The 26,395-nt window shown below is 59.2% G+C and carries 27 protein-coding genes; 11 read left to right on the top strand and 16 right to left on the bottom strand.

Going from position 1 to position 26,395, the window contains the following annotated elements:
• Nucleotides 1-55 precede the first annotated feature (55 nt).
• Entirely contained in the window at nt 56-1,051 is a 996-nt protein-coding gene (locus V6S97_RS15595; protein WP_003506123.1) for a KpsF/GutQ family sugar-phosphate isomerase, read from the top strand.
• A gap of 22 nt (nt 1,052-1,073) precedes the next feature.
• Here V6S97_RS15595 and V6S97_RS15590 read toward each other — a convergent pair whose 3' ends face one another.
• The 6 genes from V6S97_RS15590 to V6S97_RS15565 form a co-directional block, all read right to left on the bottom strand.
• Nucleotides 1,074-1,538 carry an NfeD family protein gene (locus tag V6S97_RS15590; protein WP_003506125.1) on the bottom strand — a complete coding sequence of 155 codons (465 nt, stop codon included), beginning with the start codon at nt 1,536-1,538 and terminating at the stop codon, nt 1,074-1,076.
• 2 nt (nt 1,539-1,540) lie between these two features.
• Nucleotides 1,541-2,590 carry an SPFH domain-containing protein gene (locus V6S97_RS15585; RefSeq protein WP_003506126.1) on the bottom strand — a complete coding sequence of 350 codons (1,050 nt, stop codon included), beginning with the start codon at nt 2,588-2,590 and terminating at the stop codon, nt 1,541-1,543.
• A gap of 57 nt (nt 2,591-2,647) precedes the next feature.
• Nucleotides 2,648-3,682, bottom strand: coding sequence for a ferrochelatase (gene hemH / locus V6S97_RS15580; RefSeq protein WP_003506127.1), 1,035 nt, complete (start codon nt 3,680-3,682; stop codon nt 2,648-2,650).
• A 351-nt stretch (nt 3,683-4,033) separates the two neighbouring features.
• Nucleotides 4,034-5,950 (bottom strand): 5'-nucleotidase C-terminal domain-containing protein, encoded by a 1,917-nt coding sequence (locus V6S97_RS15575; protein ID WP_003506128.1) that lies wholly within the window; start codon nt 5,948-5,950, stop codon nt 4,034-4,036.
• 216 nt (nt 5,951-6,166) lie between these two features.
• The gene (gene omp10, locus V6S97_RS15570) at nt 6,167-6,541 is read right to left on the bottom strand and encodes an outer membrane lipoprotein Omp10 (protein WP_003506132.1); all 375 of its coding nucleotides are present in this window, start codon (nt 6,539-6,541) and stop codon (nt 6,167-6,169) included.
• A 149-nt stretch (nt 6,542-6,690) separates the two neighbouring features.
• Nucleotides 6,691-8,136, bottom strand: a complete 1,446-nt coding sequence (locus V6S97_RS15565) for a homospermidine synthase (RefSeq protein WP_003506133.1) — start codon at nt 8,134-8,136, stop codon at nt 6,691-6,693.
• A gap of 259 nt (nt 8,137-8,395) precedes the next feature.
• Here V6S97_RS15565 and V6S97_RS15560 point away from each other — a divergent pair, with 259 nt between their 5' ends.
• On the top strand, nt 8,396-9,304 hold the full coding sequence (locus V6S97_RS15560; protein WP_003506135.1) for a sensor domain-containing diguanylate cyclase: 909 nt from the start codon (nt 8,396-8,398) through the stop codon (nt 9,302-9,304).
• Here V6S97_RS15560 and V6S97_RS15555 read toward each other — a convergent pair.
• Both V6S97_RS15555 and V6S97_RS15550 read right to left on the bottom strand, forming a co-directional pair.
• The gene (locus V6S97_RS15555) at nt 9,301-9,936 is read right to left on the bottom strand and encodes an aminotransferase class IV family protein (protein ID WP_003506137.1); all 636 of its coding nucleotides are present in this window, start codon (nt 9,934-9,936) and stop codon (nt 9,301-9,303) included. The genes V6S97_RS15560 and V6S97_RS15555 overlap by 4 nt on opposite strands.
• 100 nt (nt 9,937-10,036) lie before the next feature.
• Nucleotides 10,037-11,887 carry a M3 family oligoendopeptidase gene (locus V6S97_RS15550; RefSeq protein ID WP_087746062.1) on the bottom strand — a complete coding sequence of 617 codons (1,851 nt, stop codon included), beginning with the start codon at nt 11,885-11,887 and terminating at the stop codon, nt 10,037-10,039.
• Nucleotides 11,888-12,056: 169 nt separating this feature from the next.
• Here V6S97_RS15550 and V6S97_RS15545 point away from each other — a divergent pair, with 169 nt between their 5' ends.
• Both V6S97_RS15545 and V6S97_RS15540 read left to right on the top strand, forming a co-directional pair.
• Entirely contained in the window at nt 12,057-13,604 is a 1,548-nt protein-coding gene (locus V6S97_RS15545) for a sigma-54-dependent transcriptional regulator (protein ID WP_087746059.1), read from the top strand.
• 175 nt (nt 13,605-13,779) lie between these two features.
• Nucleotides 13,780-15,684, top strand: coding sequence for a DUF882 domain-containing protein (locus V6S97_RS15540; RefSeq protein ID WP_334427377.1), 1,905 nt, complete (start codon nt 13,780-13,782; stop codon nt 15,682-15,684).
• A 74-nt stretch (nt 15,685-15,758) separates the two neighbouring features.
• Here the strand turns inward: V6S97_RS15540 and pyk are convergent, their stop codons facing one another.
• Complete coding sequence (gene pyk, locus V6S97_RS15535; RefSeq protein WP_003506145.1) at nt 15,759-17,198, bottom strand: pyruvate kinase; 1,440 nt, start codon at nt 17,196-17,198, stop codon at nt 15,759-15,761.
• The gene (locus V6S97_RS15530) at nt 17,198-17,584 is read right to left on the bottom strand and encodes a DUF1036 domain-containing protein (protein WP_020012242.1); all 387 of its coding nucleotides are present in this window, start codon (nt 17,582-17,584) and stop codon (nt 17,198-17,200) included. The genes pyk and V6S97_RS15530 overlap by 1 nt, the downstream gene beginning before the upstream one ends.
• 291 nt (nt 17,585-17,875) lie before the next feature.
• Here V6S97_RS15530 and V6S97_RS15525 point away from each other — a divergent pair, with 291 nt between their 5' ends.
• From V6S97_RS15525 to V6S97_RS15515, 3 genes are all read left to right on the top strand, one after another.
• Nucleotides 17,876-18,664: an N-formylglutamate amidohydrolase gene (locus tag V6S97_RS15525; RefSeq protein ID WP_003506149.1), complete on the top strand. Its 789-nt coding sequence runs from the start codon at nt 17,876-17,878 to the stop codon at nt 18,662-18,664.
• A 15-nt stretch (nt 18,665-18,679) separates the two neighbouring features.
• Entirely contained in the window at nt 18,680-18,985 is a 306-nt protein-coding gene (locus V6S97_RS15520) for a DUF1244 domain-containing protein (RefSeq protein WP_003506151.1), read from the top strand.
• Between the two features lie 147 nt (nt 18,986-19,132).
• Nucleotides 19,133-19,390 (top strand): DUF2312 domain-containing protein, encoded by a 258-nt coding sequence (locus V6S97_RS15515; protein WP_020812069.1) that lies wholly within the window; start codon nt 19,133-19,135, stop codon nt 19,388-19,390.
• Between the two features lie 68 nt (nt 19,391-19,458).
• Here V6S97_RS15515 and V6S97_RS15510 read toward each other — a convergent pair whose 3' ends face one another.
• The 5 genes from V6S97_RS15510 to V6S97_RS15490 all read right to left on the bottom strand — a co-directional run bounded on the left by V6S97_RS15510 (nt 19,459) and on the right by V6S97_RS15490 (nt 22,252).
• On the bottom strand, nt 19,459-20,079 hold the full coding sequence (locus V6S97_RS15510; protein ID WP_060723140.1) for a tetratricopeptide repeat protein: 621 nt from the start codon (nt 20,077-20,079) through the stop codon (nt 19,459-19,461).
• Nucleotides 20,080-20,173: 94 nt separating this feature from the next.
• A complete protein-coding gene (gene ykgO, locus V6S97_RS15505) occupies nt 20,174-20,299 on the bottom strand; it encodes a type B 50S ribosomal protein L36 (RefSeq protein ID WP_003497670.1) in 126 nt (41 codons plus the stop codon).
• A gap of 146 nt (nt 20,300-20,445) precedes the next feature.
• On the bottom strand, nt 20,446-21,522 hold the full coding sequence (locus V6S97_RS15500; protein ID WP_035212971.1) for a 5-(carboxyamino)imidazole ribonucleotide synthase: 1,077 nt from the start codon (nt 21,520-21,522) through the stop codon (nt 20,446-20,448).
• Nucleotides 21,523-21,533: 11 nt separating this feature from the next.
• Entirely contained in the window at nt 21,534-22,001 is a 468-nt protein-coding gene (gene purE, locus V6S97_RS15495; RefSeq protein WP_334427546.1) for a 5-(carboxyamino)imidazole ribonucleotide mutase, read from the bottom strand.
• Nucleotides 22,002-22,048: 47 nt separating this feature from the next.
• Entirely contained in the window at nt 22,049-22,252 is a 204-nt protein-coding gene (locus V6S97_RS15490; protein ID WP_003497661.1) for a YdcH family protein, read from the bottom strand.
• Nucleotides 22,253-22,487: 235 nt separating this feature from the next.
• Between V6S97_RS15490 and V6S97_RS15485 the strand changes: the two genes are divergently transcribed.
• Nucleotides 22,488-22,664 carry a YdcH family protein gene (locus V6S97_RS15485; protein ID WP_003506164.1) on the top strand — a complete coding sequence of 59 codons (177 nt, stop codon included), beginning with the start codon at nt 22,488-22,490 and terminating at the stop codon, nt 22,662-22,664.
• 99 nt (nt 22,665-22,763) lie between these two features.
• On the opposite strand, the gene V6S97_RS15480 is transcribed toward V6S97_RS15485, so the two are convergent.
• Nucleotides 22,764-23,528: a sulfite exporter TauE/SafE family protein gene (locus V6S97_RS15480; protein ID WP_003506166.1), complete on the bottom strand. Its 765-nt coding sequence runs from the start codon at nt 23,526-23,528 to the stop codon at nt 22,764-22,766.
• A gap of 104 nt (nt 23,529-23,632) precedes the next feature.
• On the opposite strand from V6S97_RS15480, the gene V6S97_RS15475 reads away from it, so the two are divergent.
• From V6S97_RS15475 to V6S97_RS15465, 3 genes are all read left to right on the top strand, one after another.
• Nucleotides 23,633-24,286 (top strand): thiamine phosphate synthase, encoded by a 654-nt coding sequence (locus tag V6S97_RS15475; protein WP_003506168.1) that lies wholly within the window; start codon nt 23,633-23,635, stop codon nt 24,284-24,286.
• 8 nt (nt 24,287-24,294) lie between these two features.
• Nucleotides 24,295-25,395, top strand: coding sequence for a tetratricopeptide repeat protein (locus V6S97_RS15470; RefSeq protein WP_003506169.1), 1,101 nt, complete (start codon nt 24,295-24,297; stop codon nt 25,393-25,395).
• Nucleotides 25,396-25,559: 164 nt separating this feature from the next.
• The gene (locus tag V6S97_RS15465; RefSeq protein WP_003506172.1) at nt 25,560-26,360 is read left to right on the top strand and encodes an inositol monophosphatase family protein; all 801 of its coding nucleotides are present in this window, start codon (nt 25,560-25,562) and stop codon (nt 26,358-26,360) included.
• Nucleotides 26,361-26,395: the final 35 nt, after the last annotated feature.

The following is a 26,395-nucleotide window of genomic DNA, read 5'->3' as shown; positions in this document are numbered from 1 at the left end:
GGTGCTTGCCGGCTGAAGAGTGGACTTATTCCGGCTGAAAGAGTAACAGTCGGCCATGATTACGCGCGCCGTCAAACTGGTCGAAGACAATGCCATCGAATCCGCCGTGCGGACGATTTCGATGGAGCGGGCTGGCCTTGCCGCCCTTGAGGACGCTCTCCAGAACGGTCTTTCCGAGCCCTTCTGCAAGGCGATCGAGACCATCGGCCAGTCGAACGGCCGCCTCATCATCACCGGGGTCGGTAAAAGCGGCCACATAGGCGCGAAGCTTGCGGCCACCTTCGCCTCCACCGGCACGCCTGCCTTTTTTGTGCATGCGGCGGAAGCCAACCATGGCGATCTCGGCATGATCGGCGGCGATGACGTGGTGCTGGCGATCTCCAAAGGCGGCGAAAGCGCGGAATTGCGCAGCATCATCAATTATTCGCGCCGTTTTTCCATTCCGCTGATCGCGCTCACCTGCTCGGAAAATTCATCGCTGGCCCAGGCTTCAGATATTGTGCTGCTGGTTCCCAATGAGCAGGAAGCCTGCCCGCTCGGACTTGCACCGACGACCTCCACATTGATGCAGCTGGCGCTGGGCGATGCCCTTGCCGTTGCGCTTCTCGAGGCGCGCAATTTCACAGCGGGCGATTTCAAGGTGTTTCATCCCGGCGGCAAGCTGGGGGCTAGCCTGACACTGGTCAGCGATATCATGCATACCGGTGATCGCGTGCCGCTGGTCAATAAGGGAACGGCCATGCCGGAAGCGGTTGGTGTTCTCTCGCGCAAGCATTTCGGCTGTGTTGGCATTCTGGATGAGGATGGCCGTCTGTGCGGCATCGTCACCGAGGGTGACATGGCGCGCAACCTGTCGCGCAACCTCGCCGAAATGACGGTCGACGACATCATGACCCGCTCGCCGAAGACCGTCAAAAAATCGGTGCTGGCAACCAGCGCACTGGCGACGCTGGAAAAATTCCACATCGGCGCGCTGATTGTCATTGATGACGACAATCGACCGATCGGGTTGGTGCATTTCCACGATCTCTTGAGGATCGGCGTGGCTTGACGCTACCGCCGATCCTGAAAACCTATCGGTCAATCGGCTCGACTGTCAGCGTGCGTCCGCGCGCAGAAGCGATCCTCACGCGGGTTCCGGCCGGCATGTCTTCGCCGTTTACCGGCCACCATGTATCGTCCAGCCTGATCCGGCCACGCCCTTCGACAATCGGTTCCTGAAGGGTCGCGGTGCGGCCGACAAGGCTTGCCTCCCGCTGATTAAGGAATGGCTCGTCGCTTGCGCCGCGGTTTCGGCCGAAATATTTACGGCCGAGCAGGGCGAAGACGACGGAGAGCGCGGCAAACAGCACCAGCTGCAATTGCCAGGCCCAGATTGCGGCATCCCATAAGAACAGCGAAAAGACGCCGATGACCAGCGCAGCAATGCCGATCCAGATCAGGAAGACGCCGGGCGCGATGAGTTCTGCGGCGAGCAGCACGAAGCCGACGATCCACCAGCTCCAGGGTCCCAGCTCAGTGGCAAGCCGTTGCAACATCGTCACTTCTCCGATGAAGAACCGAAGGGATTACCCGGGATGGTAACATTGATGCTTTGGCCGGAGGGCCGGGTCGGCGGCACGGAGCGGGATGACGTGGGGGCGGCGGGCGCGCTCGGTGCATCGCCCTTGTCGCCGAATACCTCCCGCGCAATCGTGCCGATGCCACCGAGGGAGCCGATCAGCGCTGAGGCTTCCATCGGCATCAGCACGATCTTGGAATTCTTGGCCGTGCCGATTTCGGCAAGCGCTTCGGTGTATTTCTGGGCGACGAAATAGTTGATGGCGTGGACGTTGCCGGAGGCAATGGCTTCCGACACCATGCGGGTGGCGTTGGCTTCGGCCTCGGCCAGACGTTCGCGTGCTTCGGCATCGCGGAACGCCGCTTCGCGCTGGCCTTCCGCTTCCAGAATGGCGGATTGCTTGGCGCCTTCCGCGCGAAGGATCTGGGCGTTGCGGGCGCCTTCTGCTTCCAGCACCTGCGCGCGCTTTTCGCGCTCCGCCTTCATCTGCCGCGCCATGGAATCGACGAGGTCCTTCGGCGGCGCGATATCCTTGATTTCGATACGGGTGACCTTGATGCCCCAGGGGCCTACTGCCTCATCGACCACGCGCAGCAGGCGGTCATTGATGGCGTCGCGGTTTGACAGCAGCTCGTCGAGGTCCATCGAGCCCATCACCGAGCGGATATTGGTCATGGTGAGGTTTTCGATCGCCATTTCCAGATTGGCGATCTGGTAAGCCGCCTGTGCGGCGTTCAGCACCTGATAGAAGGTGACGGCATCGGCAGAAACACTCGCATTGTCGCGGGTAATGACTTCCTGCGTCGGTATGTGGAGCACCTGCTCCATCACATTCATTTTCGAGCCGATTTTCTCGAAGAACGGCACGATGAGGTTCAGGCCCGGTTCGAGCGTGCGGGTATAACGCCCGAACCGTTCAACCGTGTAACGATGCCCCTGCGGCACGGTCTTGATGCCGGCAAACAGCACCAGAATAACCAGAACAACCGCCGCTATGACGACGATGTCGAAACCGCCCAATGCAATCATCACTTTCCCTCCAAATCGGAACTATCGGGGATTTATCCCAACAACCTTATGGCAAGATTACACCCAGCCTTGCAACTCCCGTCTTACAACCGTTTCGAGAACATTCATGCCCTCGACGCTGTCGTTGAGACACGGAATATGGGTAAATTTCTCACCGCCATTATGCAGGAATATCTCCCCGGCTTCACCGGCAATTTCTTCCAGTGTTTCAAGACAATCCGAAACGAAGCCGGGATTCATGACGGCGATGCGCTTCACGCCCTCGGAAGCCAGTTTTTCCACTGTTTTGTCGGTATAGGGCTGCAGCCATTCTTCCGGCCCGAAACGCGACTGGAAGGTGATCATGAAGTTCTTTTCGGTCCGCCCCAGCGCTTGCCGCAGCAGGCGGGCGGTTTTCTGGCAATGACAATAATAGGGGTCGCCCTTTTTGAAATAGGATTGCGGAATGCCGTGGAACGAGGTGATGAGCATTTCCGGCTCCCAGTCCAGCGTCGCCAGATGGTTTCTGACGGAGGCCGCGAGCGCCTCGATATAGGCGGGGTCGTCATGATAGGGCGGCACGGTGCGAATGGCGGGCTGCCAGCGCAGCTTCATCAGATGCTCGAAAGCCTTGTCGTTCACGGTTGCGGTGGTCGATGCGGCATATTGCGGATAAAGCGGGAAAAGCAGGATTTTTTCGCAGCCCTGTTCCTTCAGCGCGTCGATCTTCGAGGCGATTGAGGGCTGACCGTAACGCATGCCCCAGTCGACCACGACATTAGGCAGATCTTTCAACGCTGCCGCCATCAACTCGCCCTGGCTGCGTGTATAAGTGCGCAGGTAGCTTTCATTGCGCTCGTGGTTCCAGATTTCCTCATAGGCCTTGCCGACCTTCTGCGGGCGCTTGTTGAGGACGATACCGTAGAGAATGGGATACCAGTAAAGGCGCGACCATTCGATTACGCGCTTGTCGCTCAGAAACTCCGCCAGATAACGGCGCATCGGCCAATAGTCCGTGCCGTCGGGCGTACCCAGATTGACGAGCAGGACGCCCACCTTGCCAAAAGTTACGCGGGGATGGTTTGTGGGGAGTGGGGATAGTTCTGTCGCCATGAATGATACCCTGAAACTCGGACTGGTTGTATAAGGAGCGGCCCGCCGCGGAAAAAGGCCGGAAACGCTCCATCTTCTGTTTATCTGCCCGAACGCAAACCGATGAGGTTTGGCCGGAATGCCCGAGCTATACGCTCGGGTCGTCATTTTGTTCACCGTGTTCTAGACGAAATTCTTCAGGATTGAACCATCGGCGGCGGCAATTTCCGGGGTGAGGGGAGGCGAAGGCTGTCCCTTGGCAAATCTTTATCCTTAGCGCTTTGTTTTTAAATAGAAAATAAGAAGCCGGCCCCGATGTCCCGGGGCCGGCTCTGTGTCTGCGGCAAATTGCCCTGTTCGTTCCCGCCCGGCTTATTGGGCCGGCAGTTCCAGCTCCTCGCCAATTTCAATGTGGTTCGGCTGCTTCAGCGTGTTTGCCTTGGCAATTCTGTGCCAGAGAGCGCCGTCGCCATATTTCTCCGCTGCGATCTTCCAGAGCGAATCGCCCTTTTCGACGACGTATTTGCTGACGGCGGCAGCGGCGGCAGCAGGTGCCGGGGATGCCGGCGCGGTTGCAGCCGGTGCTGTGGCAGCAGGCGCCGGAGCAGCAGCTGGGGCAGGCGCGGTTGCGGCTGGCGCTGGTGCCGCAGGCTTTGCCGGAGCGACATAACCGGCAGGCGTCACTTCGCTGATACGGCCGTCGGTATAGGGCTTATAGGGGCTGTTGGCGGTGATATAGGCCGCAACTGCCTCTTCAAGGTTAGGGCCGAAGTCATAGGCATTGATCGCCTTGGTCGCGAAAACCTTGAAGCCATCACCGCCGGTGCGCACGTAATTATTGGCCGCCACGATATAGGTCTTGGCGGGATCGAGAGGCACGAAGGCGTCGCCTTCCTTGACGTCGACCGAAACGATGCGGCTGCCGGCCGGCTTGGAACGGTCGAAGGAATATTTCATGCCGGAAACCTGCATGAAGCGGCCCGCGCCGTCGTCAATCTGGCTGACGCCGTTTTCCAGGGCGGCGCGAATATCTTCGCCCTTGAGCTGGAAGGTTGCAACGGTGTTCTGGAACGGCAGAACCGTCAGCACTTCACCCATCGAGACATCACCGCCATCGATGGAGGAACGCAGGCCGCCGCTGTTTGCAAAAGCGATGGTGACACCCTGATCCTTGACGCGGGCCAGCGTCGCATCGGCCACCAGATTGCCCATGGAGCATTCCTTCACGCGGCAAACCTTGCGGTCGCCCTCGATCGGGCCTTCCGAAGTGCCGACGACCTTTGCTTTCAGGGCTTCGATCGGCGCCTTCAGCTCGTCGATGCGCTTCAGCGTGGCTTCATCGGGTTTGAACGAGGAATCGACGAGGATCGGGTCGCCCTTGCTTTCCTTCACGACGCCGCTGTCATCGAAGACCACTTTGAGGTCGCCGAGATATTTGCTGTACTGCCCGGCCTGCACGACCGGAACCTTGTAACCGCCGGGATTGTCGACGAGCGTCGGATAAGGGCCTTCGGCCTTCTGGTCGGTGTTGGACAGCAGCGTGTGGGTATGGCCGCCAACCACGACGTCGACGTCAGGAATTTTGGCGATGAATTCGAGATCGCGCGGATAGCCGACATGGGTCAGCGCGATGATCTTGTTGACGCCGTCCTGCTTCAGCTTCTGCACCTGTTCGCTGATTTTCGCGACATCTTCGGCGATGGTGATATTGGGACCGGGCGTTGCCAGTTCTGCCGTGTCATTGGCGACGGCGCCGACGATGCCGATTTTCTGTCCGCCGACTTCGAGCACGATGGACGGCTTGACGCGGTCGCCGATTTTCGAGGCGGCGGTGGCTACCACATTGGCGGTCACGACCGGGAACTGCACCTTGTCGAGGAAGCCGGCAAGGCCGTCTTCGCTATCGTCGAATTCATGATTGCCGACGGTCATGGCATCGAACTTCATGGCGTTGAGCACTTCCGCTTCCACCGTGCCTTTATAGGTGGTGTAGAACAGCGATCCCTGGAAATTGTCGCCGGCATTCAGCAGCAGGACATTTTTCCCTTCCGCCTTCAGCGCATCACGGGTCTGGTTGATTGCGGTCAGCAGGCGCGCGGCGCCGCCGAAGCATTCGTTCTTGCCTTCTTCTTCCGCCGAGCAGGTCGAGTCGAATTTGTTGATCGATTCGATACGGGAGTGAAAATCGTTGATGTGAAGAATGTTGAGCTCGTAATCGGCCAGAGCCGCTCCAGCTGAAAGCGTTATTGCCGAAACGCTCAGCATGCCCAGTCCCAAAATTTTCTTCATGGTCCCTCTCTCCTGTTCAAAGCGGAAGTCAGGCCGGCTGATCATTCTCCGACCGAGCTCATTCTTTATTCCGAAAACATGTCAGTCTTTCGAAAACCGGATGTTTCCATTTAGCGGCAGCCGCCGCAAGCGAAATTATGACAGGTGGGCAATAAAGAAAAACGCACGCCGAAGGCGTGCGTTTCAGAAAGCCATCTCACTGAAAAGACTAGATTATCAGCCCTGGCGCGTCAGCGAGAACTGGCTGTTCGTGTCGGTCGTGCAGTTCAATTGTGACGGGGAGACCAGGGCGCAGTTGACGCGTGACTGCGTGTTGCGCACCAACGACGTCATGTTGATTTCATAAAGCGTCGGCGAAATCGTCACGTAGGTGCCGGAGGCCAGAAGCGTGTTGGTGTCTGTCGAACGCGTGGAGAAAGCGCCGTTCTGGAACGTGGATACGATGCCGTTGCGGTCGATCCAGCGGCCGTCGACTGCCGGGCCGCGGGAAAGCGAAGGCGCCATCGAGGTCTGCTGGGAGGGGCCCGGCGCGACGCATGAAGACACCGCGATGGCGGCTGAAAGCAAAGCAGCGCTTGTCTTGAAGTTCATGAGCCTGTTCTCCTGCGATTCGATGAAACCTTCTGTGCTTCGACCATGCCGTGAAGCGTTCTTTATTTCAAGGCAACGTTGTTCGCTCTCCCCGGTTCCTGACGTCGTTCAGGAAAGCCCCGGCGTGGCAAATATGAGACTCTGCCGCGTCAGCGCACAAGGATGTTGCGGAACTGCCAGGGATCGGACGTGTCGATATTGTCGGGGAACAGTCCCGGGCGACCGTCGAGCGGCGTCCAGTCGGTATAATGTCCCTCGACGGGTCCGAGATAGGGGCGTTGCACCTCGAGGCAGCGGCGGTAATCCACCTCGTCCGCCTCGACGATGCCGGCCTGCGGATTTTCAATCGCCCAGACCATGCCGGCCAATACCGCGGAACTGACCTGCAATCCGGTGGCATTCTGGCTGGGGGCAAGCGAACGCGCCTCCTGCAGGGTGAGACGCGAACCATACCAATAAGCGTTCTTGTCATGACCATAAAGCAGGACACCAAGCTCGTCGGCGCCGTCGACAAGCTCGTCTTCACCGAGCACATGCTGGATCGGCTGAGGGTTGCCGCCATTGCCGAACAGCTCATGCAGGGACAAAATGGCGTCGTTGCAGGGGTGGTAGGCGTAATGGCAGGTGGGCCGGTAGGTCACATCGCCATCATCGTTGCGGACGGTGAAATAGTCCGAAATCGAAATCGCTTCATTATGGGTGACGAGAAATCCATATTGCGGTCCGAGCCCCGGGCACCAGGTGCGCACCCGCGTATTGGCACCGGGCTGATCGAGATAGATCGCCGACTTGCTTCCCTTTTTCTGCTTTTTCGCGTTTTTCGGCATCCAGTTTTCATGCGTTCCCCAGCCGAGTTCGGCGGGCTGGAAACCTTCGGCGATAAAACCTTCCACGGACCATGTGTTCCAGAAAGCCCCGAAGGGCTTCGGCTCTTTCGCCCGCTGGGTATCGCGCTCGGCCACATGCACGCCCTTGACGCCAAGCTGCTTCATCAGCTTCGCCCAGCCTTCCCGGTCATGTGATTGCGGCTCCTCGATGTCGAGACGGGTATCCTTGGCGAGATTGACGAGTGCCTGCTTCACGAACCAGGACACCATGCCGGGATTGGCGCCGCAGGTGGAAACCGCGGTCGTGCCGCCGGGCCTGCGCGCTCTTTCCTTCAGCATGGTTTCGCGCAGCGAATAATTGGTTCTGGCCGCATTGTCGGCATCGGCATCGAAATAAAAACCGGGCCACGGTTCCACCACGGTGTCTATGTAAAGCATGCCGTGCTTGCGACAGATCCGCATCAGGTCGACGGAGGCGGCATCAACCGAAAGATTGACGCAGAAGCCCTGGCCCTGCACGCCTTTGAGAAGCGGCTTGAGAACTTCCTTATAGTTCTCCTTGGTCAGATGTTTCTGGACGTGGCGGATGTTTCTCTCGGCCAGAAAGGCGGCGATATCCTCGCGCGGGTCGATGACGACGAGCCGGGTCCTGTCGAAATTGAAATGACGTTCGATCAACGGAAGAGTGCCGCGCCCGATGGAGCCGAAGCCGATCATGATGATGGGGCCGTCAATATCGCCGTAAATCGGGTGGTTTGCGTCCGTCATTCGTCAATTTTCCTTTTTCAGCCAATAAGTAAGCTAGATCATAAAAGCGTGCCACAATAAAGGGCAGGTGGATGACGGACATATGACGATAATGACGGCGAGACGGGCGAACGCATTGTTTCCACCATTTCTGCCTCTTCGCATTTTAGAGAGTGCGTTTATAATTAAATTCTTCTTTTCGTTTTGTGCGTCCAGAGGCGTGGGGGCTTTGGCCGGATGACGACAGGGGAGTTTTTCGCCATCGCAGGGGAGTTGCCTGTTGAATGATCTTTTAGAGCGTGTCGCAGCTCTTCAGAGTGCCACCCCCGTCCTTATTGCCCTTTACGATTCCGAGGACCGGTTGCGCCATGCCAATCCGTCGTTTCGGGAAAGCTTTCAGCTTGCCGCCGGTGATTTGCCAACCTGGGCGGATATCATGCGGCTGAACCATCGGCTGCGCACCGGGGTCGTCATTCGCAACAATGATTTCGAGGGATGGCTGCTCTCGGCGCAGTCCCGGCGCGGCAAGCTGCCCTATCGCGCCTTTGAGATGGACCTGTATGACGGCCGCTGGTTCTGGATGACCGAGACGGTGCAGCAGGATGGCTGGATGCTGTGCGTCGCAAGCGACGTCACTGAACTGCGCCAGGGTTATAGAACCCTGCGGCAGGACAGGGATCTGGCGGTACGCGCCTCGCAGACGGATGAATTGACGGGAACAGCAAACCGCCGTTTCGTCTTCGCCAAGCTCGCTCTGCAGGTGGAGCAGGTCGCCAAGGGGCTTGAGGCGCCCTTTTGCCTCTGCACGCTCGACATCGATTTTTTCAAGCAGATCAACGATCGTTTCGGTCACAAATGTGGTGATGCGGTATTGCGCGATTTTGTCACCATCGCCCACTCCGTCATCCGGCGGGTGGATTGTTTCGGCAGGATCGGCGGTGAAGAATTCATGCTGATTTTGCCGCGCAGTTCGGTTGCCGAAGGCCAGGAGATTGTTGAGCGGCTGCTGCAGAAAGTGCGCCTTTCCAGACCTCTTTCCGAATTCCCGGATTTTTCCTATAGCTGCTCGGCGGGCATGACCGCCTATCAGGTGGCGGAAAGCGCCGACGATGTTTTCCTGCGTGCCGATCAGGCCCTTTATGCGGCCAAGGAGAGAGGACGGGACCGGCTTCTGGCGGTGACGGTTTAAACAAGCTCCGCCGCAATCAGCCCATGCAGCGAATTACCGACGAACAGCTTCCGGCCGGCGATGTCTTCCGGTTTCAGCGCCTGTCCGCGCGCCCTGCGTTCGCGGATCAGATCGGCGCGCAGCACACCCGGCAGGATGCCGCTGTCGAGCGGCGGCGTCAGCAATTGCCCATCCGGCATTTCGACGAAAATGCTGGTCGATGAGCCCTCGCACAATTCGCCACGCTCGTTGAGCAGCAGCACCTCGTCTGCCTCCCCGGCTGAAAATTCGGCTCGGGCGGCATCATAGGGCTCCCGGCGGGAGGACTTGTGGCGATAGAAGGTGTCGGAGGAATCGAGCCTGGTCTGCCGGGCGATGCGAACCCGCCAGACCGCATCCTGCTGCAAGGGCTGGAAATCGGCCGTTTCGATATCGAGTTCGCCCTTGTAGTTCATCACCAGCCTGACGCAGAGCGGATTTTCGCCGCCCACCTTCTTTTCCAGCACCTGCACTGCGTTGACCGGCGCGCGAAAACCGAGCGCGTCGGCGGAGCGCAACAATCGGCGCATATGCTGGTCGATGCGCTGAAAGCCGGTCTGCGGCTCCCAGCGCAGGGTTTCCCTCAAGGTCAGATCGGCGGGTTTGCGTTTCATTGCCTTTGCTCGTCGCCTGAATTGTCAACCGGTGTCTTCTGCCGGCAATATCAACCGGCAAAGCTTGTCCGAAATAGGATAGCCCTGCCGGCGGAAGAGATTAAGCCTGTTTGTTATCCAGCGCTTCCAACTCGTCGATCAGTCCTTCGATCATCGAAAGTCCCTTGTCCCAGAAGGAGGGATCGGTCGCATCGAGGCCGAAGGGTTTGAGAAGCTCCGAATGGTGCTTGGTGCCGCCCGCCTTCAGAAGCTCGAAATATTTCTCCTGAAAGCCGGTCTCGGCCTTCTGGTAGACCGCATAAAGCGAGTTCACCAGGCAATCGCCGAAGGCATAGGCATACACGTAGAAGGGCGAATGGATGAAATGGGGGATATAGGTCCACCAGGTCTCATAGCCCTCGGAAATCCGGATCGCCGGACCCAGGCTCTCGGCCTGAACGGAAAGCCACAATTCGCCGATCTGTTCGGAGGTCAGCTCTCCCTGTTTGCGGGCAGTGTGCAGCTTTCGCTCGAATTCGTAGAAAGCGATCTGGCGCACGACCGTATTGATCATATCCTCGACCTTGCGGGCGAGCATGGCCTTGCGTTCCCTGATATCCTTGGTGTCATCAAGCAGCTTGCGGAAGGTCAACATTTCCCCGAAAACGGAGGCTGTCTCGGCCAGCGTCAGCGGCGTGGCGCACATCAGGGCGCCCTGTTCGCCAGCCAGAACCTGATGAACGCCATGACCAAGCTCATGAGCAAGTGTCATCACGTCGCGCGGTTTGCCGAGATAGTTGACGAGCACATAAGGATGAGCCGAGGGTACGGTTGGATGCGCGAATGCGCCCGGCGCCTTGCCGGGACGGGCTGGCGCGTCGATCCACTCTTCATCGAAGAAACGGCGGGCAATATCGGCCATCTCGGGGGCAAAATTGCCATAGGCGGAAAGCACGGTATCCTTGGCCTCAACCCAGGGGATGATCGTGTTCGACGTATCGGGAAGCGGCGCATTGCGGTCCCAATAATTCATCTGCTCCATGCCGAGCCATTTCGCCTTCATGGCGTAATATCGGTGCGAAAGGCGCGGATAGGCCTTTTTGACCGCTGCCGCCAAGGCATCGACCACTTCCCGCTCGACGCGGTTCGCCAGATGGCGGCTATCGGCAATATCCTCGAACTTGCGCCAGCGGTCGGAAATATCCTTGTCTTTGGCAAGCGTGTTGGTGATGAGGGTGAAGACCCGCAGATTGTCCTTGAAAGTGGCGCTCAGCGCTTCCGCCGCTTTCTTTCGGGTTTCCGGCTCCGGCTCCTGCAGCATGTTTAGCGTCACTTCCAGCGGAAGGCTCGCGCCGTCTATATCGAAACGCAGATCGGCCATCGTCTCATCGAACAGGCGGTTGAAGGCCGCTGCGCTGGTCATGGATTTTTCGAGGAACAGCTGCTCCAGCTGGTCGTCGAGCTGGTGCGGTTTGTCCTTGCGCAAATCCACCAGCCAGGGACGGTAATGGCCCGCCGCGGCGTCATTGGCCATGCAGGCGTCCATCGTGGCGTCGTCGATGCGGTTGAGTTCAAGCGTGAAAAACAGGAGATGCGCGGAAATATCCGTCAGCTTTGCCTGGGCATCGCCATAAAGCTTGCCGTTTGCCGGGTTCGACGTATCGGAAAAATATGTGAGCCCGGCAAAGGAGCCGATGCGGCCGATGAGATCGTCCAGCGCTTCATATTCCTTCAGCGCAGCCCCGATGCCCTTTTCGCCCGTGGCCTTCGCGGCGGCTTCGAGCTTTCCCTTCCACTTCTCCTCGAAAGCCGCCGCCATCGATGCTGCCTTCTCGAGATCACCCTTATATTCCGGCGAATCCCCCGACGGATAGAGATCCGAGAGCTTCCAGCCGGGCAGATCGCCAAGCGCCGGGCCGGAGGTTTCGGCAAGGGAGAATACGGGTTGCGGGGTAGCGCGGTTGAGGGTCATCCAACGTGTCCTTCTGATTATGCGTGCGAAGCATATGGGGACCTTGTTTCCCGCGGCAATGGATAAAATGCAAGCAATTCTCAAAACTGGATGTTCAAGTCTCCCATGCCAGAGTGCGGAATAAGGGACCGCATGAAGCAGGTCCATAAACCGGAAACCGGAGCTAAAAATGACCGCGCATGTTCTCGTGATAGACGATGATCCCGTCCAGCGCCGCCTGCTCAAAAATGCGGTGGAACGTTATGGGCATCTCGCCTTGCTTGCCGAAAACGGCAAGGCGGGGCTGGAACTGCTCAAGCAATATAGTGGCGAGATCAATGTCGTCGTCCTTGATCTGATGATGCCGGAAATGGACGGGCTTACCTTTCTGAAGGCCGTCGGCGAACTCGGCACCGATGTTCCCGTCATTGTACAGACGGGGCAGGGCGGCATCGATACCGTCGTGCAGGCCATGCGCGCCGGCGCCTTCGATTTCGTTGTGAAGCCGGTCTCGCCGGAAAGGATCGGCGCCGCCATCTCCAATGCGCTCAAGCTCGACAGGAGAGAGGCAAAAGCCCGCACGGGAAGGCGCGGACGGAGCAATGCAGTGAATTTTACCGATATCGTTTCCGCAAGCCCCGCAATGCTGAGGGTCATTGAGCTCGCGCAGCGTGCCGCCCAGTCGAGCATCCCCGTGGTGCTGGAAGGTGAATCCGGCGTGGGCAAGGAAATGGTCGCCCGGGCCATCCAGTCGGCCGGCGACAGGGCGAACAAGCCCTTCATAACAGTCAATTGCGGCGCCATTCCCCATAATCTGGTGGAAAGCATTCTCTTCGGCCATGAGAAGGGAGCCTTCACGGGTGCTACGGAAAAACATGTAGGCAAGTTCATGGAGGCGGATGGCGGCACGCTGTTCCTCGATGAAATCGGCGATCTGCCGCTAGACGTGCAGGTAAAGCTGCTCCGCGCGGTCCAGCAGGGCGAAATCGAAACCGTCGGCTCCGCACGGGTGCAGAAGGTGAATGTCCGGCTGATCTCCGCCACCAACAAGAACCTCATCGAGGAGGTGAAGGAAGGCCGCTTCCGCGAAGACCTTTATTATCGCCTCAACGTCTTTCCGATCACCATTCCGGCGCTGCGCCGCCGCAAGGAAGACATTCCCCATCTGGCGCGGGTTTTCGCCGAGCGCTTTTCGGCGGAGCAGAAATTGCCCAATCCCGTCGGCCTCAATGCCAGCGCGCTGGCACTGCTGACGGCCTATGACTGGCCGGGCAATATCCGCCAGCTTGAAAACGCCGTTTTCCGCGCCGTGGTGTTGTCGCAGGGCGAGGAACTGTCAGATTCCGATTTTCCGCAGATCGCGCTGCAGCTGCCGGAATTTTCAACCGGCGATGATGCGGATGATCTCATCCGTGCGCCTTCAGGGGCGTCGCTGAAGCTAGCGGCCTATTCACCGCCCTCCGCGGCGGCTGCCGAAAGCCATGCCGTCATCGAGGAGCCGTCGGATATTTCCACCACCATCTATCGGGGCGGAAACCTGATCTCCAGCATGGATGATTCGGGCAATATCCGCAAACTGGCAGAAATCGAGGAAGAACTCATCCGTTTCGCTTTGCGCTTCTATCGCGGGCAGATGAGCCAGGTCGCCAGAAAGCTCGGCATCGGCCGCTCAACGCTTTATCGCAAGCTGAAGGATTATGGCATCGATCCCGACGATCCCCTTCGAGATGCAGCCTGAAGGCAGAGACCGCGTATTCGAAGGCAGATCGCAAATTCGTTAACTTCTGAGCAAGGATATCCGCTTACCGTCTATAAACCTCTTGTTAGTGGCTGATTCACTATGTAGAGGAAGGTTGTATGTGTGTGGCAATTTTGCCATCGTGTCACCGTATTTGACGTTCATTTGAGGCAATGTGACAGAAATTGTCTTCCAGGCGGGGATCGAATTGCCATATCTGCATCGGAATAACGCGCTTTCGACCAGGATCGCGCGCGGCTTGATCAAGGATATATGCACGAAGCTGTCGGCGCGCGCTGTCACCTTTGCCTGCCTGATGCTCGCCGCAATGCCCTTCGTAGGTGTTTCGGCGACGGAAGCCGCCGCCGAGACGCGCAGCCTCAAACTGTATTATATCCATACACGCGAGAAGGCGGTCATCACCTTCAAGCGCAATGGAAAATATGACCAGAAGGGCCTGCAGGAGCTGAACCGATTCCTGCGCGACTGGCGTCGCAACCAGCCGACACGCATGGACCCGCGCCTTTTCGATCTCGTCTGGGAAGTTTATCGCCGCAGTGGCGCGACTGATTACATCAACGTCGTTTCGGCCTTCCGCTCGCCGGAGACCAACGGTCTGCTGCGGACGCGCACCAAGGGTGTCGCGGAAAAAAGCCAGCACATGCTCGGCAAGGCCATGGATTTTTATATCCCCGGTGTGAAGCTTGCCCGCCTTCGTGAAATCGGCATGCAGATGCAGATCGGCGGTGTCGGCTTCTATCCGACCTCGGGATCTCCCTTCGTGCACATGGATGTCGGTGGCGTTCGCGCCTGGCCGCGCATGAGCCGCCAGGAACTCGTCCGCATCTTCCCGAACGGCAATACGCTGCACCTTCCGTCCGACGGCAAGCCGCTTCCCGGTTATGAGCAGGCGCTCGCCGATTACAAGAAGCGCGTCAACTCCTCCTCCGTTCAGGTTGCTTCCAGCGCCGGTGCCGGCCCTGCCTCTTCCGGCGGCGGCAAGCGCAAGACCCTGTTGCAGGCCCTCTTTGGCGGTGGCGACGAGGATGAAGATCCCGATAGCATCGCAGCGCCGGAGCCCGCAGAACGCCCGGCTGTCGCTCGCCCGGCGGCTCCGCAGCAGGCTGCTCCCGAGCCTGAACCCACCATTGCAGTTGCTTCGGCACAGGCACTTCCCGGCGTGAATGATGCGCCGCTGCCGACGGCTCGTCCTGCATTCGGCAACCAGCCGCCTGCCAATACCGGCCTTGCGACGGCCCTTTATTCTCCGGCCCGCAATGCTGCGCAGGATGCTCTGCAGGCAGCGACCACGCCGACGCCGACGTCAGCTCCGGCCGAGCGCCAGCAATTTGCCGATCTCGCTGAGGTTTCCGTGCCCGTGCCCACACTTCTCGGCCCGCGTGGCATGAAGGGTGATGCGGAAGGGTCTATCCTGACGGCTTCCGCCGACGGTGCGACACCGGCTGCGACCGGCGAGCTTGCTTCCGTTCCGGTTCCCGCCAACCGTCCGGCCGTGGCAGAAGCCCTGCTCGCGGCTGCAAATGCCGATCCGGAAGGTGAAGACGATCTCGCCGAGGCGCAGCAGGATACGCTTTCGCCGACGGTGGTTGCCGCTCTTGAACAGAGCGGTCAGGCTGCCCGGTCGCAGGTCCAGTCGGCTGCCATGCCGACAGCCGCGCCATTCCCGGCTGCCGTCAACCACAAGGTTACCGTCGCACCCGCCGAAACGGCCAAGGCCGAACCGCAGGCTGGCTTCGGTGATGCTTTTGATCTGAAGCCCGCCATCAATGGCGGCCTCAGCGCCGGCATGCCGACCAAGGGTTCGCGTCCAAGCAGGCAGGATGCCGCCGTTTCCCAGCAGGCCATGGTGGGTGGTGGACGCCTCACGCAGGACCTTATTTCGGACTGGGCGCTCAACCAGAACAAGGGCACGACCGGACGCTCGGTAAAGGCACCGCGTGTTGTCGCCAACCGCATGCTCAGCAACGACATGTCGGCTTCCGCCACTTCGGCGAGCTTCAAGCCGGGTGCCGTGGCCATCGAATCCAGCCGCTTCAGCACGCCGGTGAAGATGCACTGAGCCAGTTCTATCAGATGACCAATAAAAAACCCGCCGGCGACGGCGGGTTTTTTCATGCTGTATATTGCGCGGTGTCAGACGCCGCTCTGGCCGTCCGAGCCGATATAGGCAATGCGCACCATATTGGTCGCGCCGGGGGTGCCGAGCGGCACACCTGCGGAGATGATGATGCGATCGCCCGGCTTGCCGAAGCCTTCGGAAACCACGATGCGACAAGCGCGGTTCACCATGTCGTCCAGATCGCTGGCATCACCGGTGACGACGCAGTGCAGGCCCCAGACGACCGACAGGCGGCGTGCGGTCTGGATGATCGGCGACAGCGCAATGATCGGAACCTGCGGCCGTTCGCGCGCGGCGCGCAGGCCGGTCGTGCCCGAGGACGTATAGGTGACGATCGCCGCAAGCTTCAGCGTTTCGGCGATCTGGCGGGCGGCAAGCGAAATGGCGTCGGCACCTGTCGGTTCCGGCTGGGCGCGCTGCGCATAGATGATATTGGAATAATAGGGGTCTTGCTCCACCGTGCTGGCGATGGAGGCCATGGTGGAAACCGCTTCGACCGGGTAGTCGCCGGAGGCGGATTCAGCCGACAGCATGATGGCATCAGCGCCTTCGAAGACGGCGGTCGCGACGTCGGAGACTTCGGCGCGTGTCGGTACAGGCGCGGTGATCATCGATTCCAGCATCTGTGTGGCGACCACGACCGGCTTGCCGGCGCGGCGGCAGGCGCGGGTCAACTGCTTCTGGATGCCGGGAACGGCTTCCAGCGGCATTTCGACACCCAGATCGCCACGGGCAACCATCAATGCATCGGAAAGCTCGATGATTTCTTCGATACGCTCGACAGCCTGGGGCTTTTCGATCTTGGACATCAGGCCGACGCGGCCACGTGCGATCTTGCGCACTTCGGCCAGGTCTTCCGGACGCTGGACGAAGGAAAGCGCCACCCAGTCGACTTCACCGGTTTCGAGGACTGCATCGAGGTCGACGCGGTCCTTGTCGGTCAGAACGCCGACGCCGAGCAGCGTATCCGGCAGGCTGATGCCCTTGCGGTCGGAAATGCGGGTGCCGGAAATGACTGTCGTGACGATGCTCTTGCCGTCGCTCTTTTCAGCGCGCAGATGGAGCTTGCCGTCATCGATCAGCAGGCGGTGGCCGGGCTTGACCGCTTCAAGAATTTCAGGGTGCGGCAGGAAAACACGGGTGTTGTCGCCGGGGGTGTCGTTGTTATCAAGCGTGAAGGTCTGGCCCGGAACCAGATCGACCTTCGTCTCGGCGAATTTTCCGACGCGCAGCTTGGGACCCTGCAGGTCGGCCAGAATGCCGATGGGACGACCGGTACGGCTCTCGACGGAGCGGATGCGCTGAATGAGCGTCCGCATCACGTCGTGGCTCGCATGGCTCATGTTGATCCGGAAAAGATCAGCGCCAGCAAGATGCAGCTTCTCGATCATGGCCTCTTCGGAAGAGGCCGGGCCGAGAGTTGCAAGAATTTTGACTTTGCGGTTACGCTTCATCAGTTTTGATTTCCCTGTGTGCCTGGCGTATCGGAAAGCTGGACCATCCAGCTGCCCTGTCTGCCCGTGTCATATTCCTTGAAACCCATTCTCTGGAAGCTGCGGGCAAAACAATCGTCCACGCCGTTGATCTTGAACTCGTTCTCCGCCACGCACATGTTGACGTCACCGGTCCAGCGGCCGCCATGAGCGGCATCTTCGGCATAGAGATAATAATAACGTGACTGCAGCTCGCCCTCGATCAGCGTCGCGCAGGTCGAAGAGGGGACCTGCCACCAGCCTTCGCTGACCCAGCCCTCCTGTGCCCGGTAGCCGATTGCGACCCCCACGAGGTTCTGCGTGCTGTTGCACACGCGAAAATCCGCATGCGCGGGTGCCGCGATCATGAACGGGGTCAAAAACAATGCCGCTGCGGAAAAAAGACGGGCGATATGCCTGAAGTGGCGAGGAAGAGCGAGAGATGACTGAGTCACGGCTTCCATCCGGATTCCATGGTTATAATGAACACACTTCTTGGCGTGGCCGCCCAAGAAAGTCAACGCGAGTTTAATCGATTATATTGTTCGTGGGATCATGAGTGCGATAAGGTAGATGGCTGTTCTTTCGCCGTAACTTGCGCCCGGCCTCAAGCCATGCCATCAAGCTTCTCTCCTCAATCCTGCCCCAGAAAATCATCGATGAACGACTTCATACCCTATGAAATCATAGAAGGCGAATATGACAAAGGCATGGTTCTTCTGGCGGACCATGCCATGAACCTCCTGCCGGCACACTACGGCAAACTTGGCCTTCCGCAAACCGCTTTTCATCGCCATATCGCATTTGATATCGGTATAGAGGGGTTGACGCGCTCGCTTGCCGTGCGCCTGGGCGTACCGGCGGTGCTCGGGCGGTTTTCGCGGCTCCTGATCGATCCGAATCGCGGCGAGGATGATCCCACTCTCATCATGAAGATCTCGGACGGGGCGATCATCCCCGGTAACCATCCGATTTCGGACGAGGAATGGCAAAGGCGAATCGAGATTTTTCACCGGCCCTATCACAATGCCGTGGACCGTGTGCTGACCGGCGTGGCCGAGGCCTCGGAAGAAGCGCCGCTCGTCCTGTCGCTGCATTCCTACACGCCGTTCTGGAAGGAAACGCCGCGGCCATGGCATGCGGCGGTTCTGTGGGACACGGATCATCGTGCGGTCGATCCGCTTCTGGCGCATCTGCGTGCCACCGGCGATATCCTTGTGGGTGACAACGAACCCTATGACGGGGCGCTGAAGGGCGACACCATGTATCGTCATTGCATGATGAAGGGCCTGCCGCATGCGCTTCTCGAGGTTCGGCAGGACCTGATCGCGGATGAGAAGGGGATCGCCGAATGGTCGGATCGGCTCGCTCCCATTTTCGCCGCAATGAATGACGATCCCGTTTTGCATGAATATCAGATGTTCTCCTCCCGCACCGGTCCCTATTGAGCCTGGAGTTTTGCCATGACGAAAGAGAACGACAACAGGCAGATCGAGTTTGAAGCGGCCGCCTTCCGCCGCCTCGTCAGGCACCTTCGTGAACGTCACGACGTGCAGAATATCGACCTGATGAATCTCGCGGGCTTTTGCCGCAACTGCCTTTCCAACTGGTATCGGGAAGCGGCCGAAGAGGCTGGCGTTCCGCTCAGCAAGGATGAATCCCGCGAAATCGTCTACGGCATGCCATATGAGGATTGGAAAGAGAAATATCAGGCGGAGGCGAGTGATACCCAGAAAGCCGCCTTTGAACAGAACCGGCCGAGGGAATAACCTCTGATCGACGGAAACGACTTGACGGGACGCCTTTCAGTGGGCAGTTCACAGGCCTGAATTTTGCTGCCCGCTGGCAGCGGCCGGCGAAGGCTTCGCCCGGAATGATGAACAAGGCTCGCATGCGGGCCGCCAATAAAGGATGATATGATGGACGATACCAGCACCACCGAAACCGTCGCCGCCGCAGAACTGCGCCAGTTCATCGAGCGCGTTGAGCGCCTCGAAGAGGAAAAGGCCGCCATTCAGGGCGATATCAAGGATGTCATGGGCGAGGCCAAGGGTCGTGGTTACGACACCAAGGCGATCCGCACCATCATCCGTCTGCGCAAGAAGGATGCCAATGAGCGCATCGAAGAAGAAACGATTCTCCAGACCTATATGGCCGCGCTCGGTATGGAATGATCGGTTGAGAACGTCTCAATGAAAAATCGCCGCTTCTGCGGCGATTTTTGTTTGGGCCTCTGCCCAATTCAGCCGCGCGTACCCGCCAGCTTTTCCGAAAGATCGGCAGCTTCCTTGCGGGCGTCCTTGTCCGCGGGATAAAGCGCCAGATAACGCTCCCAGGCCTTCAGCGCCAACTCGTCGCGGCCCGAGGCTTCGAGGATGTTGGCAAGGCTTGCGAGTGCCGGGAAATAGCGCGGCTCCCTTTCCAGCGTCAGATTGATATCCGCCATCGCCTTGCGGGTATCACCATCGGCGAAATGGACCATGGCGCGGCGATACGGCGCCTGCACATAGTCAGGATCGAGCAAAACAATCTGGTCGAGAAAATCGTAAGCGGCGGCGTTGCGCTTTTCGTCGGCGGCTTCGCCCGCCCATTGCATCAGGAGATTGATTGTCGCGCTGCCGGAATCATTCCATTCGGAGGCGATCTGGTTGGCAATGCTACGTGCCTTGACCGCATTCCGTTCTTTTTTCAGCGATGCAAAAAGAGTGTCGATGGTTTTGGCGGGTGAAGGCGCGGATTCCGCAACAGCAGGTGCCTGCCCGTCCGCCGCATGGGCAATCGCAGCCATTCCCGGAAACGGGAGGCTTGAAAACAGGAAGCCCTGAGCGAGAATGATAGCCGTGCAAAAACGATTTGGGCGCATGGGTTAAAGCTTAACCCGGCTGCGCCCAATATCAAATGCAAACTTCTGCACTGTCAACAAAGTGATCCGCGAAACCATCGCGAACCGCAGTCAATCAGCCCTGACGAGCCTTGAAGCGCGGGTTCTGCTTGTTGATGATGTAGACGCGGCCCTTGCGGCGAACCAGGCGGTTATCGCGATGACGGGCCTTAAGCGCTTTAAGCGAATTCTTGATCTTCATTTTACTGGTCCGCAGTTTTGCACGGATTTTGCCGTGCTATTCAAACAATCAAAAGCGCGCAACGGGGCGCGCTCTTTTCGGTTGGCAGGCAGATACCCGTTTGAGCCCTGCCTGTCAACACTTGGCCGTGCCTTTGCCTTAAAAGACTAGGCTTTTCCTGTGTGCAGAAGCTCGGTCACATGGCCCATCTTGCGGCCCGGCCGTGCTTCCGTCTTGCCGTAGAGATGCACGAGACAGTCTTTTTTCGACAGCCATGCCGGCACATCGTCGATGTCGTCGCCGATCAGGTTGGTCATGACGCAATCGGAGTGGCGCTCCGTGCTGCCGGGGGCGAGGCCCGACACGGCCCGGATATGCTGTTCAAACTGCGAGATCACGCAGGCCGCTTCCGTCCAGTGGCCGGTATTGTGAACGCGTGGCGCCATTTCATTGGCAACCAGCGAACCATCCGGCAGGACGAAGAATTCGATGCCGATGACGCCGACATATTCGAGCGCGGCCAGAAGCTTCTCTGCTGACTCCACGGCAGCGGCCTTCGCGGCATCGGAGAGCGCTGCCGGAACAGTGGACGTGTGCAGAATGCCGTTCAGATGGACATTCTCGGCGGGATCATAACAGGTGACAGTACCGTCCTGGAAACGGGCGGCGATGATCGAAATCTCCCGCTCGAAGGCGACAAAGCTCTCGAGAATGAGCGGCACGCCGCCGAGCGCTGCAAAGGCACCCGCGAGGTCTTCGCCGCCCCGGAAGAGACGCTGGCCCTTGCCGTCATAACCCATGCGACGGGTCTTCAGTACGCCCTTGCCGCCGAAAGCGGCCAGAGCAGTTTCCAGCTCTTCCTGACTGTCCACTGCACGAAAATCGGCGGTCGGGATGCCGCAACCATTGAGGAAGCGTTTTTCAGTCAACCGGTCCTGCGAGGCGCTGAGCGCCTGCGCCGGTGGATAGACGGGAACGGAGAGGCTGAGCTTTTCGGCGGCCGCGACAGGCACGTTTTCAAATTCGTAGGTCACGACATCGCAGCGGTTTGCGAGTTCCGCAAGCGCTTTTTCGTCATCATATTCCGCGACGATCTGGTCGTTGCAGACCTGCGCAGCCGGGCAATCGGCCTGCGGTTCCAGCACGATGGTTCGGTGGTTGAGACGGGCAGCGGCCATCGCCAGCATGCGCCCGAGCTGCCCGCCGCCGATGATGCCGATGGTCAGGTTGGTCGTCTTTGCCATCACTTCGGTCGTCACTGGGTGCTGTCCATGGGATATTCGGCGACGGCTGCCGACTGGCGTGCACGCCAGGCATCCAGCCGGTCAGCGAGGTCCTCGTCGCTCAGCGCCAGAACCGCAGCGGCGAGAAGTGCCGCATTGATCGCGCCGGCCTTGCCGATGGCGAGCGTGCCGACGGGGATGCCGGCGGGCATCTGCACGATGGAATAGAGGCTGTCCTGACCGGACATGGTCTTTGACTGAACCGGAACGCCGAACACCGGAAGCGGCGTCATTGAGGCCGTCATGCCGGGCAGATGGGCAGCGCCGCCGGCGCCCGCGATAATGACCTTGAAGCCTTCGTCCTTCGCGCCATTGGCGAAGTCATAAAGCCGGTCCGGGGTGCGGTGGGCGGAAATGATGCGGGCTTCGTATTCGATGTCGAGCGCATCCAGCGTATCGGCGGCGTTCTTCATGGTCTCCCAGTCGGACTGGCTGCCCATGATGATTGCGACGGGGGGCGTTTCTGCTGTCACGTAATCTCTCCGGCTCAGGCGATGATATCGGGAATGACCTGGTCTTCGAGCTGGGTCATCTTGTCCTTGACGGCCAGCTTCTTCTTTTTCATGCGCTGTATTCTCAGCGCATCGCAGCTGGTCTGGATCATCGCGTTGATCGCCGCGTCATAATCCTCATGCTCCTGGCGCAGCCGCGCCAGCGTGAGCCTGATGTCCGCCTGGTCCTGATCGGGCATCTCGTCATCCCCATTTTATGCTAGCCGGATCGGCTCCGGCGCGTCTGTGATCGTTCACGAGCCTCTATCATCAAATCGCGGTAACGGGAAGTTATCCCTTGCGACCAAATTGCCCACTTATTGCCTTCATTTCGCCTTCGACAAGACCAACGATCCGTGTCACATTGTCGTCGCAAACCTGAAACTCCAGCGATGGAGAGCTGGAGGTAGGCTTAAAAATGGAAGGACGTGCCGCATGACCATTCAGGCTCATATTGCATCGCTCGAAAAGAAACACGGTGCTCTGGAGGAGGAGCTCGAAAGTATTCTTGCTTCCCCGTCCTCTGACGATAGAGAGATCGCCGACCTCAAACGCCGTAAACTGCGCCTGAAGGATGAACTGCAGAGGCTTAAAGCCTCCACAAGGCACTAATTGATGCCAAACCGCAGCCTTCAATGAAGGACTGACGGATTCCTTTTCGGCCCTGACGGCACCTGCGTGCTGCCAGGGCCTTTTAGTGGCTGCCTGAGCTTAGAAAGGCAACCCGTCCCAAAGCAGTTTCAGCGCGGCAATCAGCGCCATGGAATACATCAGCGGGTAAAACACTGATGGTTTCAGATATTTCACCACCCTTGCACCGGCAAGCGTCGCCAGCATCGCCACCGGCAGCAGGCTGGCCGAGGTTTTGAGGTTGGTGGCATCAAGCGCGCCGAGCGCGAAATAGGGAATGAGCTTGATCGCATTCATGATGGCGAAGAAGCGTACGCTCATGCCGGTATAGGTCTTCGGATCGAGCTTCAGCGGCAGAACATAGATCTGAAAGGGCGGTCCACCCGCATGGGCCACGAAGCTCGCATAACCGGAAAGGCTGGACCAGAGCGTCGCGGCTGCCGGTCTTTGCGGTTTGGCCGGAATTTCCTGTCCCTTACGGCTTTTGAAACTCTCCTGAAAATAACGCAGCACGAACAGGATCGTCACCGAGGCGACGACGAGACGCATGGCATCCGCGGAGATGAGGCTTGAGGTCGCCCAGCCGAGCGTGATGCCGGCGATTGCGCCGGGCAGCATGATGAGGAGCGTTTCCCGGTGGTTGTGGTGCCGCCAGGCCCAAAGCGCCACGAGATCCATCACGATCAGGATCGGCAGAAAGATTGCGGCGGCCTGCACAGGCGATACGGCAAGCGCCATCAGCGGCACGCCCATTAGGGCCAGTGCGCCGCCCAGCCCGCCCTTGGAAAGGCCGACGAGCACGACTGCGGGGATGGCGACGAGATAAAAATGAAAATCGGTCAGCATGGATGGACAGTTGATCCTTTCGCCGGTCCGGTTTATCGGATTTGTCATATGAAAACGAGTGCAGATTGCGCGGCAAGCGTCTTCTGTCTGAAATGGACGAACCGATGACCCTAGTTGAAGATCGTTGCCGCCTTGTCCTGATCGTTCCGGAATCGGACGACGCGCAAAAGCAGGCAACAGAAGTGGAAGAAGCATTGCGGGGCGGCGATGTCGCTTCCGTCATCATTCCGCAATATGGTCTGGATGACGCCGCTTTCCAGAAACGCGCCGAATTGATCGTGCCTGTCGTGCAAAAGGCCGGTGCGGCGGCGCTCATTGCCGGAGACAGCCGCGTTGCCGGTCGCGTGAAGGCGGATGGCCTTCATGTGGCTGGCAATGCCGAGGCGCTTGCCGAGGCCGTGGAAAAGTTCACGCCGAAGCTGATCGTCGGCGGCGGTAATGCGGATGACCGTCACAAGGCTCTGGAGCAGGGCGAGTCCAATCCGGATTATGTGTTTTTCGGAAAGCTGGAAGGCGACATCAAGCCTGAGGCGCACCCCAAAAACCTGGCTCTCGGTGAGTGGTGGGCGTCGATGATCGAAATTCCGGCCATCGTCATGGGTGGCACGGATGTGTCTTCGGTTGTTGCCGTAGCTGAAACCGGCGTGGAGTTCGTGGCGATGCGCAGCGGCGTCTTTGACAATGCCGGTGGCGCTGCCCAGGCGGTTTCTGAAATCAACGCCCTGCTTGACGAAAAAGCGCCACGGTTTGGCGGTTGATACAGGCGATGATCATGCGCTCGGTTCACCTCTGCTTTTCCGTTTCGCTGCTGACGCTTGCTTTCGGCGCGCCGGCGGGTGTCGCTTTTGCTCAATCCGGGCCGCAGAGCGAAAGCAATGCGCTTTCCCGCCAGCTGGAAAATGAGGCTCAGCCGACCCGTCAGGGCAGGGTGCAATCCGAAGAGCAGAAGGACTTGCAGCCGTCCGCAGGCGTCAATGTCTATCAGCGCATGGGTGCGGAGCTGCCCGCCCTGCCGCCTGAAAAGGAATTCAAGGGCCGGGTGGACGAAGCCTATGGGCATTTCCAGCGCGGTGAATATGTGCAGGCGCTCGACAAGGCGCTGAACCGTGCGCAGAACGGTGACGCATCCGCCCAGACGCTGGTGGCGGAAATGATGTCGCGTGGTCTGGGCATTGCCCGTGACGAAAAAACCGCGGCTTTCTGGTATCAGCAGGCTGCACAGGGTGGCGATCCCGTCGCCATGTTCAAATTCGCCCTGATCCTGATGGAAGGCAAATTCGTCACCCGCGATAAGGCGAAAGCTGACGATTTCATGCGCCGCGCCGCGGAAGCCGGTAATGCCTCTGCCCAGTTCAACTGGGGCCAGATACTGGTTTCGGAAAATCCCGGCGCCAAGGGCCTGCTGATGGCATTGCCTTTCTACGAAAAATCCGCTGACCAGGGCATTGCAGATGCTCAATATGCGGTGTCGCAGATTTACTGGTCGGTGAAGGACGTGCCGGCCGAAAAGAAGGCCAAGGCGCGGGACTGGCTGATGCGGGCCGCAAAGGCGGGTTACGACACCGCGCAGGTCGATCTTGGCATCTGGCTGGTGAATGGTTTCGGCGGCGAGCGCAATCTGGATGAGGGCTTCCGCTGGCTATACGGTGCGGCACAGCGTGGTAATGTCGTGGCGCAGAACAAGGTGGCGCATCTTTATATTCAGGCGCTTGGCACCCGGCCCGATGCGGTCGAAGCGGCCAAATGGTATGTGCTTTCCCGTCGCGCGGGGCTCAAGGATCCCTCCCTCGAGGACTTTTATCTCGGGATCACCGACGAGCAGCAGAAGAAGGCGATTGAGGCCGCAAATCGTTTCCGCCCGACGTGATGGCAGACGGGCCTAACCACGCCGGCGCAGCCCCATGGGCTTTTTGCCTTGAATTTCCGCGCGTTTTGTGGTCTTGAACCGCAAACTTTCAATTCAAGAAAATAATGACGTGCCTGCCCGGTGAACTTCCGGGCGGTTCGCAAGCTTTCCAGGAAACAAATTCGATGGCCCGTTCAGCCCTTCTCAATGTCATGGTTCAGGCCGCCATCAAGGCGGGTAAGTCTTTGTCGCGTGACTTCGGTGAAGTGCAGAACCTTCAGGTCTCGGTCAAGGGACCGAGCGATTTCGTCTCGCAGGCGGATCTGAAAGCCGAAAAGATCGTGCGCGATGAATTGATGAAGGCCCGCCCGACCTATGACTTCCTGGGTGAAGAAGGTGGCGAGGAAAAGGGTAGCGATGGCGCACATCGCTGGATCGTGGATCCGCTTGATGGCACCACTAACTTCCTGCACGGCATTCCGCATTTTGCGGTTTCCATCGCGCTGGAGCGTAACGGTGAAGTCGTTGCCGGCGTGATCTTCAATCCGGCCACCGACGAACTCTACACCGCCGAGCGTGGCGGCGGCGCGTTCCTCAACGATCGCCGCATCCGTGTTGCCGCGCGCAAGGCGCTGACCGATTGCGTCATCGGCTGCGGCGTGCCGCATCTCGGTCGCGGCAATCACGGCAAGTTCCTGGTCGAGCTTCGCCATGTCATGGGTGAGGCTGCCGGCATCCGTCGCATGGGCGCGGCTTCGCTCGATCTGGCTTATGTCGCCGCGGGCCGTCTCGACGGTTACTGGGAAGCCGATCTTTCGCCATGGGATATGGCGGCCGGTCTGGTGCTGATTCGTGAAGCCGGCGGCTTCGCATCCGACATCAAGGGCGGCACGGATATCTTCGGCAGCGGCACCGTTGCTGCCGGAAATGAATATATCCACAAGGCGCTCGTTGAGGTCGCCAACCGTCCCATCCCGGGCCGCTGATCGGTTTTCGGCGGAAAACCTGTCGTTTTCTACAA

Origin of the sequence: Agrobacterium sp. CCNWLW155, from assembly GCF_036888815.1 — a bacterium.
Taxonomy (GTDB): Bacteria; Pseudomonadota; Alphaproteobacteria; order Rhizobiales; family Rhizobiaceae; genus Agrobacterium; species Agrobacterium radiobacter.
The sequence above is the reverse complement of the archived record's forward strand: the minus strand, read 5'-3'. Positions and strand labels throughout refer to the sequence as shown.

Coding starts and splice junctions, on each gene's coding strand:
- V6S97_RS15485 (WP_003506164.1), top strand. CDS start 22,488: ATGACCATTCAGGCTCATATTGCATCGCTCGAAAAGAAACACGGTGCT.
- purE (WP_334427546.1), bottom strand. CDS start 22,001: ATGGGCAGCCAGTCCGACTGGGAGACCATGAAGAACGCCGCCGATACG.
- hemH (WP_003506127.1), bottom strand. CDS start 3,682: ATGGCGACAGAACTATCCCCACTCCCCACAAACCATCCCCGCGTAACT.
- V6S97_RS15475 (WP_003506168.1), top strand. CDS start 23,633: ATGACCCTAGTTGAAGATCGTTGCCGCCTTGTCCTGATCGTTCCGGAA.
- V6S97_RS15525 (WP_003506149.1), top strand. CDS start 17,876: ATGAACGACTTCATACCCTATGAAATCATAGAAGGCGAATATGACAAA.
- V6S97_RS15500 (WP_035212971.1), bottom strand. CDS start 21,522: ATGGCAAAGACGACCAACCTGACCATCGGCATCATCGGCGGCGGGCAG.
- V6S97_RS15465 (WP_003506172.1), top strand. CDS start 25,560: ATGGCCCGTTCAGCCCTTCTCAATGTCATGGTTCAGGCCGCCATCAAG.
- V6S97_RS15565 (WP_003506133.1), bottom strand. CDS start 8,136: ATGACGGACGCAAACCACCCGATTTACGGCGATATTGACGGCCCCATC.
- V6S97_RS15490 (WP_003497661.1), bottom strand. CDS start 22,252: ATGCCCGATCAGGACCAGGCGGACATCAGGCTCACGCTGGCGCGGCTG.
- ykgO (WP_003497670.1), bottom strand. CDS start 20,299: ATGAAGATCAAGAATTCGCTTAAAGCGCTTAAGGCCCGTCATCGCGAT.
- V6S97_RS15510 (WP_060723140.1), bottom strand. CDS start 20,079: ATGCGCCCAAATCGTTTTTGCACGGCTATCATTCTCGCTCAGGGCTTC.
- V6S97_RS15555 (WP_003506137.1), bottom strand. CDS start 9,936: ATGAAACGCAAACCCGCCGATCTGACCTTGAGGGAAACCCTGCGCTGG.
- V6S97_RS15585 (WP_003506126.1), bottom strand. CDS start 2,590: ATGATTGCATTGGGCGGTTTCGACATCGTCGTCATAGCGGCGGTTGTT.
- pyk (WP_003506145.1), bottom strand. CDS start 17,198: ATGAAGCGTAACCGCAAAGTCAAAATTCTTGCAACTCTCGGCCCGGCC.
- V6S97_RS15520 (WP_003506151.1), top strand. CDS start 18,680: ATGACGAAAGAGAACGACAACAGGCAGATCGAGTTTGAAGCGGCCGCC.
- V6S97_RS15470 (WP_003506169.1), top strand. CDS start 24,295: ATGATCATGCGCTCGGTTCACCTCTGCTTTTCCGTTTCGCTGCTGACG.
- V6S97_RS15530 (WP_020012242.1), bottom strand. CDS start 17,584: ATGATCGCGGCACCCGCGCATGCGGATTTTCGCGTGTGCAACAGCACG.
- V6S97_RS15515 (WP_020812069.1), top strand. CDS start 19,133: ATGATGGACGATACCAGCACCACCGAAACCGTCGCCGCCGCAGAACTG.
- V6S97_RS15595 (WP_003506123.1), top strand. CDS start 56: ATGATTACGCGCGCCGTCAAACTGGTCGAAGACAATGCCATCGAATCC.
- V6S97_RS15590 (WP_003506125.1), bottom strand. CDS start 1,538: ATGTTGCAACGGCTTGCCACTGAGCTGGGACCCTGGAGCTGGTGGATC.
- V6S97_RS15545 (WP_087746059.1), top strand. CDS start 12,057: ATGACCGCGCATGTTCTCGTGATAGACGATGATCCCGTCCAGCGCCGC.
- omp10 (WP_003506132.1), bottom strand. CDS start 6,541: ATGAACTTCAAGACAAGCGCTGCTTTGCTTTCAGCCGCCATCGCGGTG.
- V6S97_RS15575 (WP_003506128.1), bottom strand. CDS start 5,950: ATGAAGAAAATTTTGGGACTGGGCATGCTGAGCGTTTCGGCAATAACG.
- V6S97_RS15480 (WP_003506166.1), bottom strand. CDS start 23,528: ATGCTGACCGATTTTCATTTTTATCTCGTCGCCATCCCCGCAGTCGTG.
- V6S97_RS15550 (WP_087746062.1), bottom strand. CDS start 11,887: ATGACCCTCAACCGCGCTACCCCGCAACCCGTATTCTCCCTTGCCGAA.